Raw genomic sequence first — 15,199 nt, 5'->3', positions numbered from 1 at the left:
GGATGATTCGTGTTGCTCCGTCAATCTTGTCGGCGGACTTTGCCCGTCTGGCCGAAGAAGTGAATGCCGTCGAGGCAGGCGGGGCCGATTGGATCCATGTGGACGTGATGGACGGCCATTTTGTCCCTAACCTGACAATCGGCCCGATGATCGTCGAGGCGCTGCGCCCCCATACGACGTTACCCCTCGATGTGCACCTCATGATCGAAGAACCGGAACGGTACATTGCCGCCTTCGCCCGTGCGGGAGCCGACATCATCACCGTGCACCAGGAAGCGTGTATCCACCTGCACCGCGTCGTGCACCAGATCAAGGAGGCCGGCGCCAAGGCGGGCGTGGCGATTAACCCCGCGACGCCGCCTGAGATGCTGACCGCCATCCTTGATGATGTGGACCTGGTCTTGCTCATGACCGTCAACCCTGGCTTTGGGGGACAAGCCTTCATTCCCGGCGTGCTGACGAAGATCCGCACCGTCCGCCGCTGGCTCGACGAGCGTGGCCTTTCCCACGTGCACCTCGAGGTGGACGGCGGCATCAACGCACAAACGGCGTCGCAGGTGGCCGAAGCCGGCGCCGACGTGCTGGTTGCCGGATCGGCTGTGTTCGGGGCTGCCGATCGCCGCGCAGCCATCGCCGCGATCCGCGCCGCAGCACAGCACGGCTTCTCCCTTCGCTCCCCTTCCTGAGTGTGGCACACATTTCTCGGCACCGGCTGAATATACTTTTACTAACGTGAAGGTGCCGTCATCACGGAGGGGATGAAGGAGGGGTAGGTGTGCGGTTTTATACCATCAAACTCCCGCGGTTTTTGGGCGGACTGGTAAAGGTGATGTTGGGTCTTCTAGGAAAAAAATAATGGACGGCACAAAAAAAGCCCCCCACCAGAACCTCCCGCGTGCAGGCCGGTACTGCTGCGATCAGGTCTGCACGCGTTGTTGTCGGAGGGATCTGGTGGGGGGAGGGTTTTTATGCCGTGCGGATTACGGACGCGGAACGCGAATGTAGAAATAGAGGTCTTGTCCGCGTTTTTCGGGTTCGCGCATTAGCTCGTACCCGTGTTTGACCACCTCTTCGGGTACGCTGCGGAAGGATTGCGGACAGTCTGCGATCACCAGCAACACTTCTCCGGGTTTCATCTGATTCAGCGCATCCAGCGCATACACGACCGGATAGGGTCACGGTTCGCCGCGGATATCGAGGAGATAATCCGCTTTCCACTCCTCGGCCATCTGGCTCCCCCCTTCCTCATTGAACGGTCGTCTTCTGCGGGATGAGGCGCGGTTCTGCCGCTTTCAGCCCCCGGCCGAACCGGTAATGCTTCTCCCACCACGACGCGATGAGGAACCAGCAAAGCAGCATGGCCAGGGTGCCGAATAGCGCGCCCCAGGGCCCCCAAGTCTCGAGCAAGTTGATGGGCTTCCAGCCCTCCGTAAGCGCATGGTAGAGGCCGAGATGGTCCCAGGCGTAGGCCAGCAGGGTTGCGCCTGTGATGTTGCCCACGCCGACCACCCAGAACAGGACCTGCCCTTCCATGGCGCGGTACATCCAACCGGTTTCGCAGCCGCCGGCAAGGACGATGCCCAGCCCGAACAGGAGACCGCCCAGCGCGGTGCTGGGAGCGGCCACCTTGATGACCGGCGGCATGCCGGACTGAATCAACCAGAAGGTGAGCACGACGGAAATCATCATGCCGACCGCCAACGCTTTGGTCATGACGGCACGGCCGCTGACCCAGAGATCGCGGAAGGCAGAGGTGAAGCAGATTTGTCCCCGCTCAATCAGGATGCCGAATCCGGCACCGAACAAGGCAGCCGCGGCGAGCAGGGGCTTGCCGGCAATCAGGTAGTGGACCACGATGGCGACAAAAATAACCAGCACCAGCAGGCCCAGGAGCGGCTGCACCTTCCGGCGGGACGTTGTTGCTGCGGCCGGTATCGGTTTGCCCGCCACACGCGTCAGATTCGGCTTGCCTCGCCACCAGGGGGTTTGCACGATTTTGACGCCAAGGTAGGTACCGGCGGCGGTGGTGATCATGAAGATCCAGGAGTGGAAGGAGAATTGCGGGACGCCGGTGAAAAAGGCCGCGAGGTTGCACCCCAGAGCCATGCGGGCCCCGAACCCCGCGATAACGCCCCCGATGAACCCCTGCAGCAGGCGGCGCTTTTGCTGGGGCACCCGGAGCTTGAAGTGGTTGCCCAGGAGCACCGTGATCAGCGCGCCGAACAGCATGCCGAAGACGATCCAGCCGTCGGTCCGCGTCAACGGCGTTCCGTCCATGTGGATCATCTGAAAATACGCCCACTGGGAGACGTCGACCCCCATGGCCTGCAGCAGGTGACCGCCGAAACGCGTAAACTCACCGGTCACTGCCCAGACGGTGCCGGTCACGCCGAAATACAGGGCGCTGAGCACACCTGCCAGACCGACGGCCACGTACGGGTTCCAGTAGTTATCCAATAGTTTGGTGTAGAGGCGTTGCACCGTCGTTCCCCCTTCACGCATCGCACCCGTTGGTTGTGCGCTTCCTCCGCGGATGCGTTGCTTGCCGACGAGCAATAGACGAGCAATATAAGAACGCGCGTCTGGACGAGGCTCAGACGCGCTGCACTTTGCCGGATTTCAGCGCCTTGACGCTGACCCATACGCGTTTCGGCTTGCCGTTCACCAGAATGCGCACCTTTTGCAGGTTCGGCATCCAGCGACGCTTGGACTTCTTATTCGAGTGGCTCACTTTATGTCCGGTGGACGGACGCTTTCCCGTCACATAGCAAACGCGTGCCATGTCGCCACCTCCTCCGTTCAGGGTCGATGCGGTGAGGCAGAAAAACACTGTGTCAATCTTACCACAGCAACGGAAGAGATGCAAGGCGCGCAGAACGCGCGTGCGTGTCAACTTTCAGTAGGTGCCCCGACACAAAAATTTGAGTGATCGGTTTACACCCTTCTTGGAATCGCCCGCACAAGCTCACGAAGCACATACTTTACCCAAGGCGCACCGGATCCAGGCCCGTTAAGGGCCGGAATCCTTGCGCGCAGCCATCCCTCTATGTCTGCTCTCCAACTCTTTTCCCTTTCCTCCGCCGCTCCTTTGCCAAACACATGGCTCATTCTTTCCGGTTGGGCTGTCCACTTGGTTTTCACCACTTCAGCCAGTTCCCCATTTGCCCGCGACGCCAAAAGCCGCGCCAACCGGCCGGCCCCCTCGACGCTCCAACGCGCTCCATGACGCTTCATCCGCCGTGCAATGTGATGAAACACTTGTCCCTCAATCGCCCCTAATCGCACGGGCTCTCCCAACTCCCGAATGCCTTCCCAGTTGGTCCGCAGATAGCGCCGCAACTGAACCACCCGCTGCCGCTGTGCCCCGCGGCTGCGATGTTCGGCTGCTTTCAGAGCCTGCTCAACCCCTTCCCAATCGGACGTTGCCAGCGCAGCACAAACCTCCCGATACGCCTTCTCGTCATGTCGAAGACTCTCCACCAGGTTCCGACGAAGGTGAAACGGATCGAGCCGGTATTGCGCTCCCGGAAAATACGCACACCCTTCTTTTACAAACGCCGCTCCATCACCCCCCACATACCATCGCTCCACTGCGCCGAAATCCCAATGTTCACCAAACTTCGCCACGCACTCTTCCCAAAAGGTCGTCCCTTCTGCTACACCGGCATGCACACAACGTTCTTGCAAACGACGCCGCTGGGCCGAAACGTCCCCTTTTCCCTCGTAGGCCACCGCCACCTTGACGGGAATCGTTGCCCGCTTCCCTTCCGAACGCCGGGCTGGTACCCAAACCTCATCCGCTTCCACATACACTGCCGAGCTCTTTCGTTGCCCTTTGGGGCTTACGCCCCGTTCAAACACATCCCGCCGCCGCTGTTCGATCTGTTGCCCCAATTCCCTACCGGCCTTTTGTACCTCCTGCCAGATGCTCATGGCCCGGATGTCCACATTCCCAAGCGTCACGTGCTTGAGCACTTCCGCTGCCCGGTGATACGGCATCTCCACCGCCAGGGCTACGGCCAACTGTCTTGCCCACGGCGAAAGCCGCTGGCGTGGTGCCAAGCCCAGCGCCTCATCCAGAAGGTACCGGCCCTGACCGCTTTCCCGGTCCACGTAGTACCGCCGCTCAATACGCACCTCACCAAAGGGCGTCAGGACCGTGCGCTCCTTGCGATGCACGATCTTTAAATGCTTCCGATCCCGGTTTTTCATAAACTGTTGATCCAACTCCGCACAGGCCGCCTGCAAAAGCCGGAGGGTTGCCTGCTGCACCAGTCGGTAGATGCCCTTCTCCAATGCCTCAAAATCCGGGCTTTGCTTCAGGAGGTCAGCCATTTCCTGCACAAGAAGGAGGATTTCTTGCACGGTTTCGCGAATCAATTTCATGAGACCTCACCGCCTCCTCGACTTCGTGTCGGGGCAAGTTGCCTGGCCAGACAACTTGCGGTGAGGTCTCTTTTCGTTTTTTCCTCACCGTGTTCCTACTGAAACTTTACACGCTCAGAACGCGCATCGTCTTTCCAAGGGTGCAATCCGTGATGTACAATGGGCGTTAGGCGTTCGGCGAGCGGACGACAGGCGGAAGCGGCGATGAGGCGCGGCGATCTGAATCTGTTCGGCATATCCAACGAAGAACGACATGCAACATGAGGAGGAACGCCGTTGGTGCAGACAATCGACGCAGTATGGTTTACGCGTATGGCGGAAACCGCGTTGAAACGCCTTCGGGATCACGCACCGGAAATCAACGCGCTGAACGTGTTTCCGGTTCCCGACGGCGATACGGGGACCAACATGACCTTGACATTGGAGGCAGGGGTTGCCGAGCTGCGGCGCGCCGCTGAGGCACATCTTGGCCGAGCGCTGCAGGCGTTTGCGCGCGGATTGCTGATGGGTGCCCGCGGCAATTCCGGGGTCATCTTGTCCCAGTTGTTCCGTGGGTTTGCGCAGGCCTGCTGCGACCGCGCTGTCCTCGACGGCTCCGGTCTGGCAAAGGCGCTGGAGGCCGGCGTGCACATGGCGTATCAGGCCGTGCTCGAACCGGCAGAGGGGACGGTGCTGACCGTGGCCCGGTTAGCTGCCGCCCGGGCGACGGCAATCGCGCAGCGGACCAGCAGCGTGGTCACGGTGATGGCGGAGACGTTGGAGGCGGCCCGTATGGCCTTGCGCCAGACGCCGGAGCTCTTGGCCACGCTGAAAAAGGCCGGCGTTGTGGATGCCGGGGGACAGGGGCTGGTGTACGTCTACGAGGGATTCCTCGATGCTCTGTGGGGCGAAGGCGCGTGGACGGAAGGGAAAGCGCTTTCAATCCCGGGCCTCGCAGCGTCGGAAGGCGCACATGCCTCCGTTTCTCTTCGGACTATGAAAGCCCATTCGTCTACCGAACCGATCGTTTACGGCTACTGTACGGAGGTGCTGATCGGCCTTAATCCGGCCGGCGCGCCTGCCTTCCGGGAGGAGGCCCTCCGCGAGACACTCAGCCGTCACGGTGATTCGATTCTTGTCGTGGCCGACGGGGAACTGGTTAAGGTCCACATCCACACGGAAACGCCCGGTACCGTTCTCAACCTGGCCCAAACCTATGGCGAACTTCTCCGCGTCAAAATCGAGAACATGCGCCAGCAGCATGCCCAGTTTCTCGGCGGGGCGCGGGATGCTGCTGACGCCGACTTCATAGAGGGGGCCGCCGAACCGGGAAATGCCCCCAAACCCTACGGCGTAGTGGCCGTGGCGGCCGGCGAGGGCATTGCCCGGCTGTTCCGCGGCCTAGGGGTGGACGTGGTCGTGGAAGGCGGGCAGACGATGAACCCGTCCGCGGCGGCGATCGCGGACGCCATTCGGCAGACGGGTGCCCGGCAGGTGATCGTGCTGCCCAACAACGGGAACGTGGTGCTGACTGCCGAGCAGGCGGCGACCCTGGCGGGGGTGCCGGCGATCGTCGTGCCTACCCGCTCGATTCCCCAGGGCCTGGCGGCGATGGTGGCCTTTGATCCAGACCGCTCCCTCGACGAGAACCGCACCGCCATGCTTGGGGCGGCCGCCGCAGTAAGGACGGGGCTCGTCACCACGGCGGTGCGCGATGGTGTAACGGACGGTTTGGCCGTCCGGAAGGGAGACTACCTCGGCATTGCCGAGTCGGCGATCGTTGCTTCCGGAACGGAGCTGTTGCCCGTCGTGCGGCAGCTGCTCGAGGCGCTGATCGATGCCGACGCGTCGCTGGTTACCGTGCTGGCCGGAGCCGATGTCGACGACCAGACGGTAGAGGAGGCGATTTCCGCCATTGCTGCGGCATGGCCGGAGCTGGAGGTGGAAGCCCACCGCGGCGAGCAACCGGTCTATTCCTTTATCTTTTCCGTGGAGTGAGCCTGCCCGCAGGCTGGGAGCGTGACGAAGGAAACGAATTTGCCTTCAGGAGGGGATTGGGTGGATGGGGTGTACGTGGTAACGGACAGCACAGCAAACCTGCCGCCAGAGACGGCCGAGCGCCTCGGCATCGCCGTGGTCCCCATCGTGGTGCACATCGGCGACAAAAACTACCGCGACGGGGTGGACATCACCGCAGCCGCCGTTTACGAGCGGATGGGGGAGGGGGACGTGCCGGTGAAGACGTCCCAGCCGTCGCCCCACGATTTCGTGGCCGTGTACGAGCGCATTATCGAGCGGGCCGGCGGTGCACGGCCAACCATTCTCTCCCTTCACCTGTCGTCCCGTTTCAGCGGAACGCTGCAGGCGGCAACGGTGGCCAAGCAGCTGGTGGCCGATCGGGCCGATGTAGTTGTTGTAGACACGAAGCTTACAGAATACCCAATGGGGTATATCGTGCAGCGTGTGGCAGCGGCGGCGCGGGACGGGGCGTCGGCGGACGAATGCGTTGCGCTGGTGGACCGCCTTCGCGCGAACACGCACGTCTTCTTCCTGGTCGATACCCTCGAGTATCTGCAAAAGGGCGGGCGCATTGGTCGCGCCGCCGCGCTGGTGGGGAGTTTGCTGCAGATCAAGCCCCTGCTGACATTGGAAGCCGGCGAAATCGGGGTGGCCGACAAGGTACGCGGCAAGAGGAAGGCCCTCGATCGTCTCTTTGCCCTGCTGGCGGAACGGGTCGGAGACCGACCGGTGCACGCGGGTGTCCTGCATGCCGCCGTGCCCGACGAGGCGGCGGCGCTCCGGGAGCGCGTGCAGGCGATGTTTCGCGTGGAGGGCCCCGTCGATGTGGTGGAGATTGGGCCGGTGGTGGGTGCCCACGTGGGGATCGGCACCCTCGCCGTCTCACTGGTAACCATATAAAATGATGTTGGAAGGCAATTGCGGAAGCGCTTTCGTTGTGGGCATGACCACGGTTGGTCGGGTTGCAAACAGGGGAGGCGGCGGAAATGAAATACCGATCCGTGTTCGACATCATCGGTCCGATCATGATCGGGCCGTCCAGCTCCCATACCGCGGGCGCTGCCCGAATCGGCCGCACGGCGCGCGCGCTGTTTGGCCGCGAACCGAAGGAGGTCGTCATTACCTTTTACGGGTCCTTTGCCCAGACGTACCGCGGTCATGGTACCGACGTGGCCATCGTCGGGGGCATCCTCGACTTTGACACCTTCGATCCGCGCATTCCCAGGGCCCTAGAGATTGCAGCCGAACGCGGCATTCGCGTGGTGTTTCGCCTGTCGGACGAGGAGGCGCCCCATCCCAACACGGCCCGCGTGCATCTGCGCGACGGGAGAGGGAGCCTGGAACTGGTCGGAATATCCATCGGCGGCGGAAAGATTGAGATCGTCGAGCTAAACGGCTTTGCCCTGAAGCTGTCCGGCAACCACCCGGCGCTCCTGGTGCTCCATGAGGACCGGTACGGCATGATTGCGGCCGTGTCAAACGTGCTGGCCAAGCACGCCATCAACATCGGGCACATGGAAGTGTCGCGCCGGGAGCGCGGACGCGAGGCGTTGATGGTCATCGAGACCGACCAAGGGATACCGGGGGATGCCATCCAGGAGATTGCGGCCATTCCGCACGTGCTCGCGGCCAACTACGTCCAGCCGGTATAGCAGAGGAAACGGCAAAGGAGCGGGGAAGATGGTCCACTTCCGGAGCATAAAGGAATTGGTGGAGCGATGCGAACGGGAGCAAAAACCGATCTCCGAGGCGATGATCGAGGCGGAAATGGCCGTCTCCGGCCGCAGTCGCGAGGCGATCTGGAACCAGATGGCCCAAAACCTCGAGGTGATGGAACAGGCCGTCAAACGGGGCATCACCGAGGACATCCGCTCGCGCAGCGGCCTGTCGGGCGGCGCGGCGAAGAAGGTGCAGGAGTACCTGGCCCGGGGAATGTTTTTGTCCGGCCACACGGTGCTTGACGCCGTGTCCAAGGCGATGGCGGTGAATGAAGTGAACGCGGCCATGGGCACGATCGTCGCCACGCCCACGGCCGGCGCCGCCGGCGTTGTCCCGGGGACGCTGTTTGCCCTTTCGGAGAAGCTGGAGGCGACAAGGGAGCAGCAGATTCGCTTCCTGTTCACGGCGGGCGCCATCGGGTACATTATTGCCAACAACGCCTTTATTGCCGGGGCTACCGGGGGCTGCCAGGCGGAAGTGGGTTCGGCTACAGCGATGGCAGCGGCGGCCATTGTGGAAATGGCTGGCGGCACGCCGCGCCAGTCGGGGGAGGCGGTGGCCATTGCCCTGAAAAACCTGCTCGGGCTGGTGTGCGATCCCGTGGCCGGACTGGTTGAGGCGCCGTGCGTCAAGCGCAATGCCATGGGGGCGGCCGTCGCCCTTGTCGCCGCCGATCTGGCCCTGGCCGGCGTCACCAGCGTTATCCCACCCGACGAGGTGATCGAGGCCATGTACCGCATCGGTGCCAGTATGCCGCGGGCGCTCAAAGAGACGGCCCTGGGCGGGCTGGCGGCGACACCAACGGGCCGTGCCCTGGCGGCCAAGATTTTCGGCCGCCCGCCGGCGATCGAGCCGCAGCAGACCGGCGACTGACGCGGGTGCGAGTGAGGGGGCAACGATGGGAAACAACGCTCGCATCCTCGAGCTGCCGGTGACGGCCGTCCCCGGCGTGGGAGAGGAGCGTGCCCGCCAGTTGGCCACCCTCGGCATCGCCACCGTAGGCGACCTCCTCTCCTACTTTCCCTATCGCTATGACGACTGGCGCGTGCGCGACCTGGCCACGGTCCAGCACGGCGAGCGGGTGACCGTCGAGGGCGAGGTGTGGGGGGAGCCGGTGCTGCGGGCATACGGAAAGAAGAAGTCGCGCCTGGCCTTTCGCGTGTTTGTCGGACCGGTGCTGGCCACGGCGGTGGTCTTCAACCGGCCGTACCTGGCCAAGCAGCTTGCTCCGGGCAAGCGGATCCTCCTCAGCGGCAAGTGGGACCGCTACCGGGCGCAGATCACCGTCGACGCCTACCGCTGGCCGGGGAAGGGCCACAACGAGGGGCTCGTGCCCGTTTACTCGGTGCGCGAGGGCGTGCCCGTGTCCCTCGTGCGCCAGGCCGTGGCTGCGGCCCTTGCAGCCTTTGGACCGCAGCTGGTTGACCCGCTTCCGGCCGAGGTTGTGGCCCGCCGCAAGCTGTTGCCCTATGCCGAGGCGCTCCGGCTGATGCACTTCCCCCGGAATGCCGCCGAAGGGGAGCGCGCCCGCCGGCGTTTCGCGTACGAGGAACTCTTTTTCTTCCAGCTCAAGATGCAGGCCTACCGCTACGCGACGCGCCGCAACGCGCCGGGTGAGGCAAAGTCCGTCCCGCGAGAGGCGGTGCGGGCCTTTGTACGCCAGCTCCCCTTTCCCCTGACCGGCGCACAGAAGCGTGTCATCGCCGAGATCCTCAACGACCTGGAAGCGCCGTACGCAATGAACCGCCTGCTGCAGGGCGATGTCGGGTCGGGGAAGACGGTGGTGGCGGCCGTCGCCCTCTTCGCCACCGTTCGCGCCGGCTATCAGGGAGCGCTGATGGTGCCGACGGAGATCCTCGCCGAGCAGCACCGCGACACGCTGGAGGGCCTCCTTGCCCCCCACGGCGTGCAGGTGGCCCTGCTCACCGGCCGGACGACGGCTCGAGAGCGCCGCGAGATCCTGGATGGACTGGCCATGGGCCTGGTCGACGTCGTGGTGGGAACGCACGCCCTGATCCAGGAGGACGTACAGTTCCGCCGCCTGGGCCTGGTCATCACCGACGAGCAACATCGTTTCGGCGTCGAACAGCGGCGCATCCTGCGGCAGAAGGGGCTGAATCCCGATGCCCTGTTTATGACGGCGACGCCCATTCCGCGCACGTTGGCCCTCGCCGTTTTCGGGGACATGGACGTTTCGGTGATGGACGAGCTGCCCGCGGGGCGCAAGCCGGTGAAGACCTACTGGGTGAAGGAAGCGCTGATGGAGCGTGTCCTCACCTTTGTGGAAAGGGAGCTGGCTGCCGGACGCCAGGCCTACTTCATCTGCCCCTTGATCGAGGAGTCGGAAAAGCTGGACTTGGAAAACGCCGTCGATTGGTACGAGCGCCTCCGCGCGCGCTTTGAACCGCGCGGCTACCCTGTTGCCCTGCTGCACGGCCGCCTGTCGGGCCAGGAGAAGGATGCCGTCATGCGCCGCTTTGCCCGCGGTGAGGCGCGCGTCCTCGTCTCCACGACGGTGGTGGAAGTGGGCGTCAACGTGCCCAACGCCACGGTGATGGTCATCTACGACGCCGAGCGCTTCGGCCTCGCCCAGCTGCACCAGCTGCGCGGTCGCGTGGGCCGGGGGGAGCACCAGGGGTACTGCATTCTCGTCGCCGATCCCAAGTCGGAGGTGGGCCGCGAGCGGATGCGCATTATGATGGAGACCACGGACGGCTTCGAGCTGGCCCGACGTGACCTCGAACTGCGCGGCCCGGGGGACCTCTTCGGCACGCGCCAGAGCGGGCTGCCCGATTTCAAAGTGGCTGACCTGGCCCGCGACGCCGTGCTGCTGGACGCGGCACGGGCCGATGCTGCCGACCTGGTCAGCCGTCCTGCCTTTTGGACGATGCCGGAATATGCCGCCCTGCGCGCCTATCTCGAACGGGAAGGCGTGCTGGAGGGCGTTAAGCTGGATTGAAAGGGAAACGCGGAACGCGGGGATCCCATCGCCAAGAGAACAGGCCTGCTCACCGGCCTGTTTTTCTTTTTTCATTGTCGCTTCCCCTGGGAACATGGGGGCGCTGCGGTACATCCGGGGCGGGAAATGGAGGAAATTTTTCTCCGTATCAGAAGGAAACCCAAAATTCCCATCGAATAGAAACCATAGGACGGACGCAAAAGGAGGGAACGGCACAAGAGCGGCTGGGACCATCGCTGCCGGCAACAGCGGGCCGGGCGTCATCACCATCGGCGTGCCGGGAGACAGCACGGCGGCCGTCACATCGAGGGCATACATCGCGGCAGGCTCTCCATACCGGGTGTATCAGGGGACGAGCATGTCGTCGCCGCCGAAGGCGGTTACCATCCCTGCCAATCGCGGAAAGAAGCGGTCGGGGACGGCGCCGCTTCCCGTGACGTTAAACACGAAGCACTTGGTGCCGGGGTTTTACAGTTCGGTGATCCGTCTCGATGACGGCGACGGCGTAACCGATCTCGAAATCCCGGTATCGGTTGTCGTACCGGTGTTACTGGATGTCCAGACCCGCGACACCTATAGCGATGAAGCCAGCGTGCCGACGGCCAAGTACACGCGCTATTTCTTCCGCATGCCGCACGGGGTAGAGAAGGCCGTGATCACCCTGCAGGTGGCGCGGCACGCGGCGGGCAGGCCCCCCTGGACGCTTGAAGCCCATGGTGTATACGCCGGACGGCCTGCTGTATCGCGACGTGCCTTATGTGGGCCTTGACTCGGCCGATGACGTCAGCATCGTGGAAATTCCCCATCCCCAGCCGGGGGTGTGGGAGGTGGACGTCTATGCCAGCCACGGGCAGGCCGGTCCCGCGTATCGGCTGGCCGCAGGACGGTACGCGCTCAAGGTCCAGTTGCGCGGCGTGATCGCCGAGCCGGATCAGTGGACGCTTACCGTTGCGCCGGCTATACGCTCGCTGACCAACCCGGCCGGTGACAACTACGACCTGTAGTACACGGTGCTCATCGACAACTTCGCCACGCCGTCGGGGCATGCCGAAATCGAGTACAGGAAGGCCCTCGTCAATGCCAGCGACGCCGAGCCGAACACGGCCATCGCGGTCAAGAACCTCGGCGCGAACGCCGTGCCACCGGACGGGAAATGGCGGGCGGTGGCCACGGTGAAGGTGCCCACGAGCAAGCGTACCGCGTACGCGGCGTTCCTCGTGGTGGAATACGGCGCGGGCCGGGCGCTGGTGCCGGTGACGGTGTCGACGGAAGGGACCGGTAAAACAAAATGAGCGTTGACGGTGTCGAAGGGACGGACAAGCGGTAACGGGCCTCCTGCGGGAGGCCCGTTTCTGTGCGTGCGGCGCGAGGGGGCCGTTCCGGATTGGTGGAAAGCGGCGGCGCAAAATAAAGACAGCGGCTGCCCCATCCTTTGTGCTATGGTGTAGGGGGAGCCGGTTTACGCATCAACCCAACAACGCGGTGAACGGGACAACCCGCATGCCACGAAAGCGAGGGGAGACACATGGCGGTTATCGTCCGCGTCTATTCCGATTTTGTCTGACCGTTCTGCTTCCTGGCGGAGGTTCCGCTCAACGAAGCAGTGAAAGGAAAGGATGTTCAGGTCGAGTGGATGCCGTTTGAATTGCATCCGTACCCGACACCGACGCTTCGCCCAGAATCGGACTACGTGCGACGGGTGTGGACCCAATCAGTTCAACCCTTAGCCCAACGGCTGGGCGTGCGGATGATTCTCCCGCCCATCTCTCCCATGCCCCATACCCATCTGGCCTTCGAGGGGTACCACTTCGCCAAGGAGCACGGCCAGGGCCACGCTTACCATCACCGGGTTTTCACCGCTTACTTCCAGGAAGGGAAAGATATCGGTGATCTCGACGTGCTCACGGAGCTGGCCCGCGACGTGGGACTCGATGCGGTAGCGTTTCGCGCCGCGCTTGATGCGCGCACCTATCAGGCGGTTCACCGCAAGGCCCTGCGCCACGCCGTCGAGGAAATGGGCATCACCGCCGTGCCGACCTTCGTCATTGGCCCGCGTGTTCTCGTTGGTCTGCAACGTAAGGAGGCCCTGGAACGGGCCATCGCCGAGGCGGCACGGCATGAAAGGGGCGCGGACGAGGCGGGGACGGCCTGTGGGCGGGACGGGTGCGGTTGAGCGGCCCCGCCGATCCCGTTCCATACGGGCATGCCAACCGGAAACGCGAAAGGGGGAGCGAAGCGATGTCCCGCGAGTCGATGTCCGTTGACGCGCATCGCCGCGAAGGGCCCGACACCGTGCGCTGCATGGTCGTCACCGTCTCCGACACGCGCACGCCGGAGACGGACAAGAGCGGCCAGCTGATGATGGCGTTGTTGCGGGAACACGGCTACGAAGTGGTCGACTACCGCATCGTCCCGGACGAGTACGACCGGATTTCTGGCGTGCTCCGCGAGGCCGCTGCGCGGGATGACGTCGAAGCCATCCTGCTCAGCGGAGGAACCGGCATCGCCGGGCGGGACACCACCTACGAGGCGGTGCGCGACGTTCTCGACAAGGAAATGCCCGGTTTCGGCGAACTTTTTCGCTGGCTTAGCTACGAGGAGATCGGCGCGGCGGCGATGCTGAGCCGGGCCATCGCCGGCGTCTTCGGTCAGACGGCCGTCTTTGCCATGCCCGGCTCCTCGAATGCGGTGCGCCTGGCCTTGACACGCCTCATTTTGCCGGAGATCCGTCACGTGATGCGCGAGATTTACAAGGACCGGCACCGGTGACGACCGTGACCGCATCGGAACCGGCTCCCTCCCGAAAACGGCCGCGGACGCCGTCACCTCAGCGGCGAAACGCGGCGGCAGGCGGGCGGTGCCGATGCCGCGCGGAGGGGCCGAACCATCGCCGCACCGCAAACAGGCCGGCGACGATGGCAACGGGGTAAAGCGCGCTCCATCCCAGGAAGGGAAGCGCCAGCGCGCACGTGGCCAGTGCCGCAACGGCCAGGACCCGCTCGGCGCGCCGCTCGGCCAGGCGAATGCCCGCCGCGGCGCCGAGGAGGTAAAGGGCAAGGTAGTTGGCCGTGGGAAGGGCGATGAGGCGGCGGACCGCCGCAGGGTCGGCGGCCAGCAGGACGAACACGGCGGTCCATCCCGCCAGGAGCGCGAGCAGGCCGCCGATCGGCACGTCACGACGGGCGAGCGAGCGCGCCAAGATGCGCGGGGCCGCGCCGCTCTCGGCGAGGGCGCGGGCGAGATGGGCCGCGGCACCGGCATAAGCATTGACGGTGGCGGTGGCGCAGAAGAGGGCTACGGCTCCGATTAGCCAGCCGGCCGCGGGCCCGAGGGCCACCTGGGCTACCTGCACCAAGCCTGCCTCCGTTTTCCCCGGGCCGTAGCTGCCGGTCCCCACCGTGACCAGCGCCGCGCCGAGGTACAGGGCGCCGATGATCGCTGCCGCCCACAGCACTGCCGGGACCAGATCACCTCGTGGGTCGCGGAACCCGCCGGACAGATGGGTGACGGCTTCCCACCCCACGAAGCACCAGAAGGTGAGCGCCATTGCCTGCCCGATGCCGATCCAGCCGTGCGGGGCGAAGGGAACAAAGCGCTGCGGATCGAGGTGGGGAAGGGCCGCCAACAGGGCGAGCAGGAGCACCGCCACGATGCCGCCGACGACGGCCACCTGCAGCCCGCCGGCTCCCTTGAAGCCCTGCAGGTTGGACACGAACGCGACCAGGAGAATGGCCGCGGTCAGCCATACGGCGGCGTTCGGAGGGAGACCGATCGCCGCCGCGGCATAGGTGGCACCAATCCACGCGGCGAGGGGTCCGCCGATGGGCGTGGCCAACAGGAACAGCCATCCCGTCGCGGCGCCGGCGGCGGGGCCGAACGCTTTCCGGGCGAAAGCGGCCACGCCGCCACCACCCGGGTAGCGCGCGGCCAGGAGGGCCATGGTTAGGGCCAGGGGCACGATGGCGACACTCATGAGCCCCCACGCCAGCAGCGAAGCGGGGCCGGCCCGTTCCGCAACGAGGCCGGGGAGTAGTAAAATGCCGGAGCCAAGCACAGCGCCGACATACAAGGCGACCCCGTGCACGCGGCCCAGCGGAGCGTGGCGGCGCGCATGCCCGTTTAAACGCGCCTCCATGA

The 15,199-nt window shown here is 64.5% G+C and carries 17 protein-coding genes; 12 read left to right on the top strand and 5 right to left on the bottom strand.

Annotated elements, in window-relative coordinates; translation table 11 throughout:
• Positions 1-2 precede the first annotated feature (2 nt).
• Together rpe and spoVM are read left to right on the top strand one after the other, a co-directional pair.
• On the top strand, positions 3-686 hold the full coding sequence (gene rpe, locus ACYQ0Z_RS09120; RefSeq protein WP_459867052.1) for a ribulose-phosphate 3-epimerase: 684 nt from the start codon (positions 3-5) through the stop codon (positions 684-686).
• Between the two features lie 89 nt (positions 687-775).
• Positions 776-856, top strand: a complete 81-nt coding sequence (gene spoVM, locus ACYQ0Z_RS09115) for a stage V sporulation protein SpoVM (protein WP_459868841.1) — start codon at positions 776-778, stop codon at positions 854-856.
• Between the two features lie 124 nt (positions 857-980).
• Here the strand turns inward: spoVM and ACYQ0Z_RS09110 are convergent, their stop codons facing one another.
• The 4 genes from ACYQ0Z_RS09110 to ACYQ0Z_RS09095 form a co-directional block, all read right to left on the bottom strand.
• Entirely contained in the window at positions 981-1,163 is a 183-nt protein-coding gene (locus ACYQ0Z_RS09110; RefSeq protein ID WP_054671877.1) for a sulfurtransferase TusA family protein, read from the bottom strand.
• An 82-nt stretch (positions 1,164-1,245) separates the two neighbouring features.
• Positions 1,246-2,481 carry a selenium metabolism membrane protein YedE/FdhT gene (gene yedE, locus ACYQ0Z_RS09105; RefSeq protein ID WP_459867048.1) on the bottom strand — a complete coding sequence of 412 codons (1,236 nt, stop codon included), beginning with the start codon at positions 2,479-2,481 and terminating at the stop codon, positions 1,246-1,248.
• A gap of 112 nt (positions 2,482-2,593) precedes the next feature.
• On the bottom strand, positions 2,594-2,782 hold the full coding sequence (gene rpmB, locus ACYQ0Z_RS09100) for a 50S ribosomal protein L28 (RefSeq protein ID WP_459867045.1): 189 nt from the start codon (positions 2,780-2,782) through the stop codon (positions 2,594-2,596).
• 152 nt (positions 2,783-2,934) lie between these two features.
• Positions 2,935-4,386 (bottom strand): ISLre2 family transposase, encoded by a 1,452-nt coding sequence (locus tag ACYQ0Z_RS09095; RefSeq protein ID WP_459864219.1) that lies wholly within the window; start codon positions 4,384-4,386, stop codon positions 2,935-2,937.
• A 279-nt stretch (positions 4,387-4,665) separates the two neighbouring features.
• On the opposite strand from ACYQ0Z_RS09095, the gene ACYQ0Z_RS09090 reads away from it, so the two are divergent.
• From ACYQ0Z_RS09090 to ACYQ0Z_RS09045, 10 genes are all read left to right on the top strand, one after another.
• The gene (locus ACYQ0Z_RS09090; protein WP_459868838.1) at positions 4,666-6,363 is read left to right on the top strand and encodes a DAK2 domain-containing protein; all 1,698 of its coding nucleotides are present in this window, start codon (positions 4,666-4,668) and stop codon (positions 6,361-6,363) included.
• Positions 6,364-6,423: 60 nt separating this feature from the next.
• Positions 6,424-7,284, top strand: a complete 861-nt coding sequence (locus tag ACYQ0Z_RS09085; protein WP_459867042.1) for a DegV family protein — start codon at positions 6,424-6,426, stop codon at positions 7,282-7,284.
• A gap of 86 nt (positions 7,285-7,370) precedes the next feature.
• Positions 7,371-8,036 (top strand): L-serine ammonia-lyase, iron-sulfur-dependent subunit beta, encoded by a 666-nt coding sequence (sdaAB, locus tag ACYQ0Z_RS09080; RefSeq protein WP_459867039.1) that lies wholly within the window; start codon positions 7,371-7,373, stop codon positions 8,034-8,036.
• A gap of 28 nt (positions 8,037-8,064) precedes the next feature.
• Complete coding sequence (gene sdaAA / locus ACYQ0Z_RS09075; RefSeq protein ID WP_459867036.1) at positions 8,065-8,976, top strand: L-serine ammonia-lyase, iron-sulfur-dependent, subunit alpha; 912 nt, start codon at positions 8,065-8,067, stop codon at positions 8,974-8,976.
• A gap of 25 nt (positions 8,977-9,001) precedes the next feature.
• On the top strand, positions 9,002-11,062 hold the full coding sequence (gene recG, locus ACYQ0Z_RS09070; protein ID WP_459867033.1) for an ATP-dependent DNA helicase RecG: 2,061 nt from the start codon (positions 9,002-9,004) through the stop codon (positions 11,060-11,062).
• A gap of 358 nt (positions 11,063-11,420) precedes the next feature.
• Positions 11,421-11,831, top strand: coding sequence for a hypothetical protein (locus ACYQ0Z_RS09065; protein ID WP_459867030.1), 411 nt, complete (start codon positions 11,421-11,423; stop codon positions 11,829-11,831).
• Positions 11,776-12,066 (top strand): hypothetical protein, encoded by a 291-nt coding sequence (locus tag ACYQ0Z_RS09060; RefSeq protein WP_459867027.1) that lies wholly within the window; start codon positions 11,776-11,778, stop codon positions 12,064-12,066. Before ACYQ0Z_RS09065 ends, ACYQ0Z_RS09060 begins: the two co-directional genes overlap by 56 nt.
• 6 nt (positions 12,067-12,072) lie before the next feature.
• Positions 12,073-12,354, top strand: a complete 282-nt coding sequence (locus tag ACYQ0Z_RS09055; RefSeq protein ID WP_459867024.1) for a hypothetical protein — start codon at positions 12,073-12,075, stop codon at positions 12,352-12,354.
• A gap of 284 nt (positions 12,355-12,638) precedes the next feature.
• Positions 12,639-13,235: a DsbA family oxidoreductase gene (locus ACYQ0Z_RS09050; RefSeq protein WP_459868835.1), complete on the top strand. Its 597-nt coding sequence runs from the start codon at positions 12,639-12,641 to the stop codon at positions 13,233-13,235.
• A 65-nt stretch (positions 13,236-13,300) separates the two neighbouring features.
• On the top strand, positions 13,301-13,831 hold the full coding sequence (locus tag ACYQ0Z_RS09045; RefSeq protein WP_459867021.1) for a MogA/MoaB family molybdenum cofactor biosynthesis protein: 531 nt from the start codon (positions 13,301-13,303) through the stop codon (positions 13,829-13,831).
• A gap of 58 nt (positions 13,832-13,889) precedes the next feature.
• On the opposite strand, the gene ACYQ0Z_RS09040 is transcribed toward ACYQ0Z_RS09045, so the two are convergent.
• Positions 13,890-15,197, bottom strand: a complete 1,308-nt coding sequence (locus ACYQ0Z_RS09040) for an APC family permease (RefSeq protein WP_459867018.1) — start codon at positions 15,195-15,197, stop codon at positions 13,890-13,892.
• Between the last annotated feature and the right edge of the window lie 2 nt (positions 15,198-15,199).

The organism is Calditerricola yamamurae, from assembly GCF_054654135.1.
The sequence above is the reverse complement of the archived record's forward strand: the minus strand, read 5'-3'. Positions and strand labels throughout refer to the sequence as shown.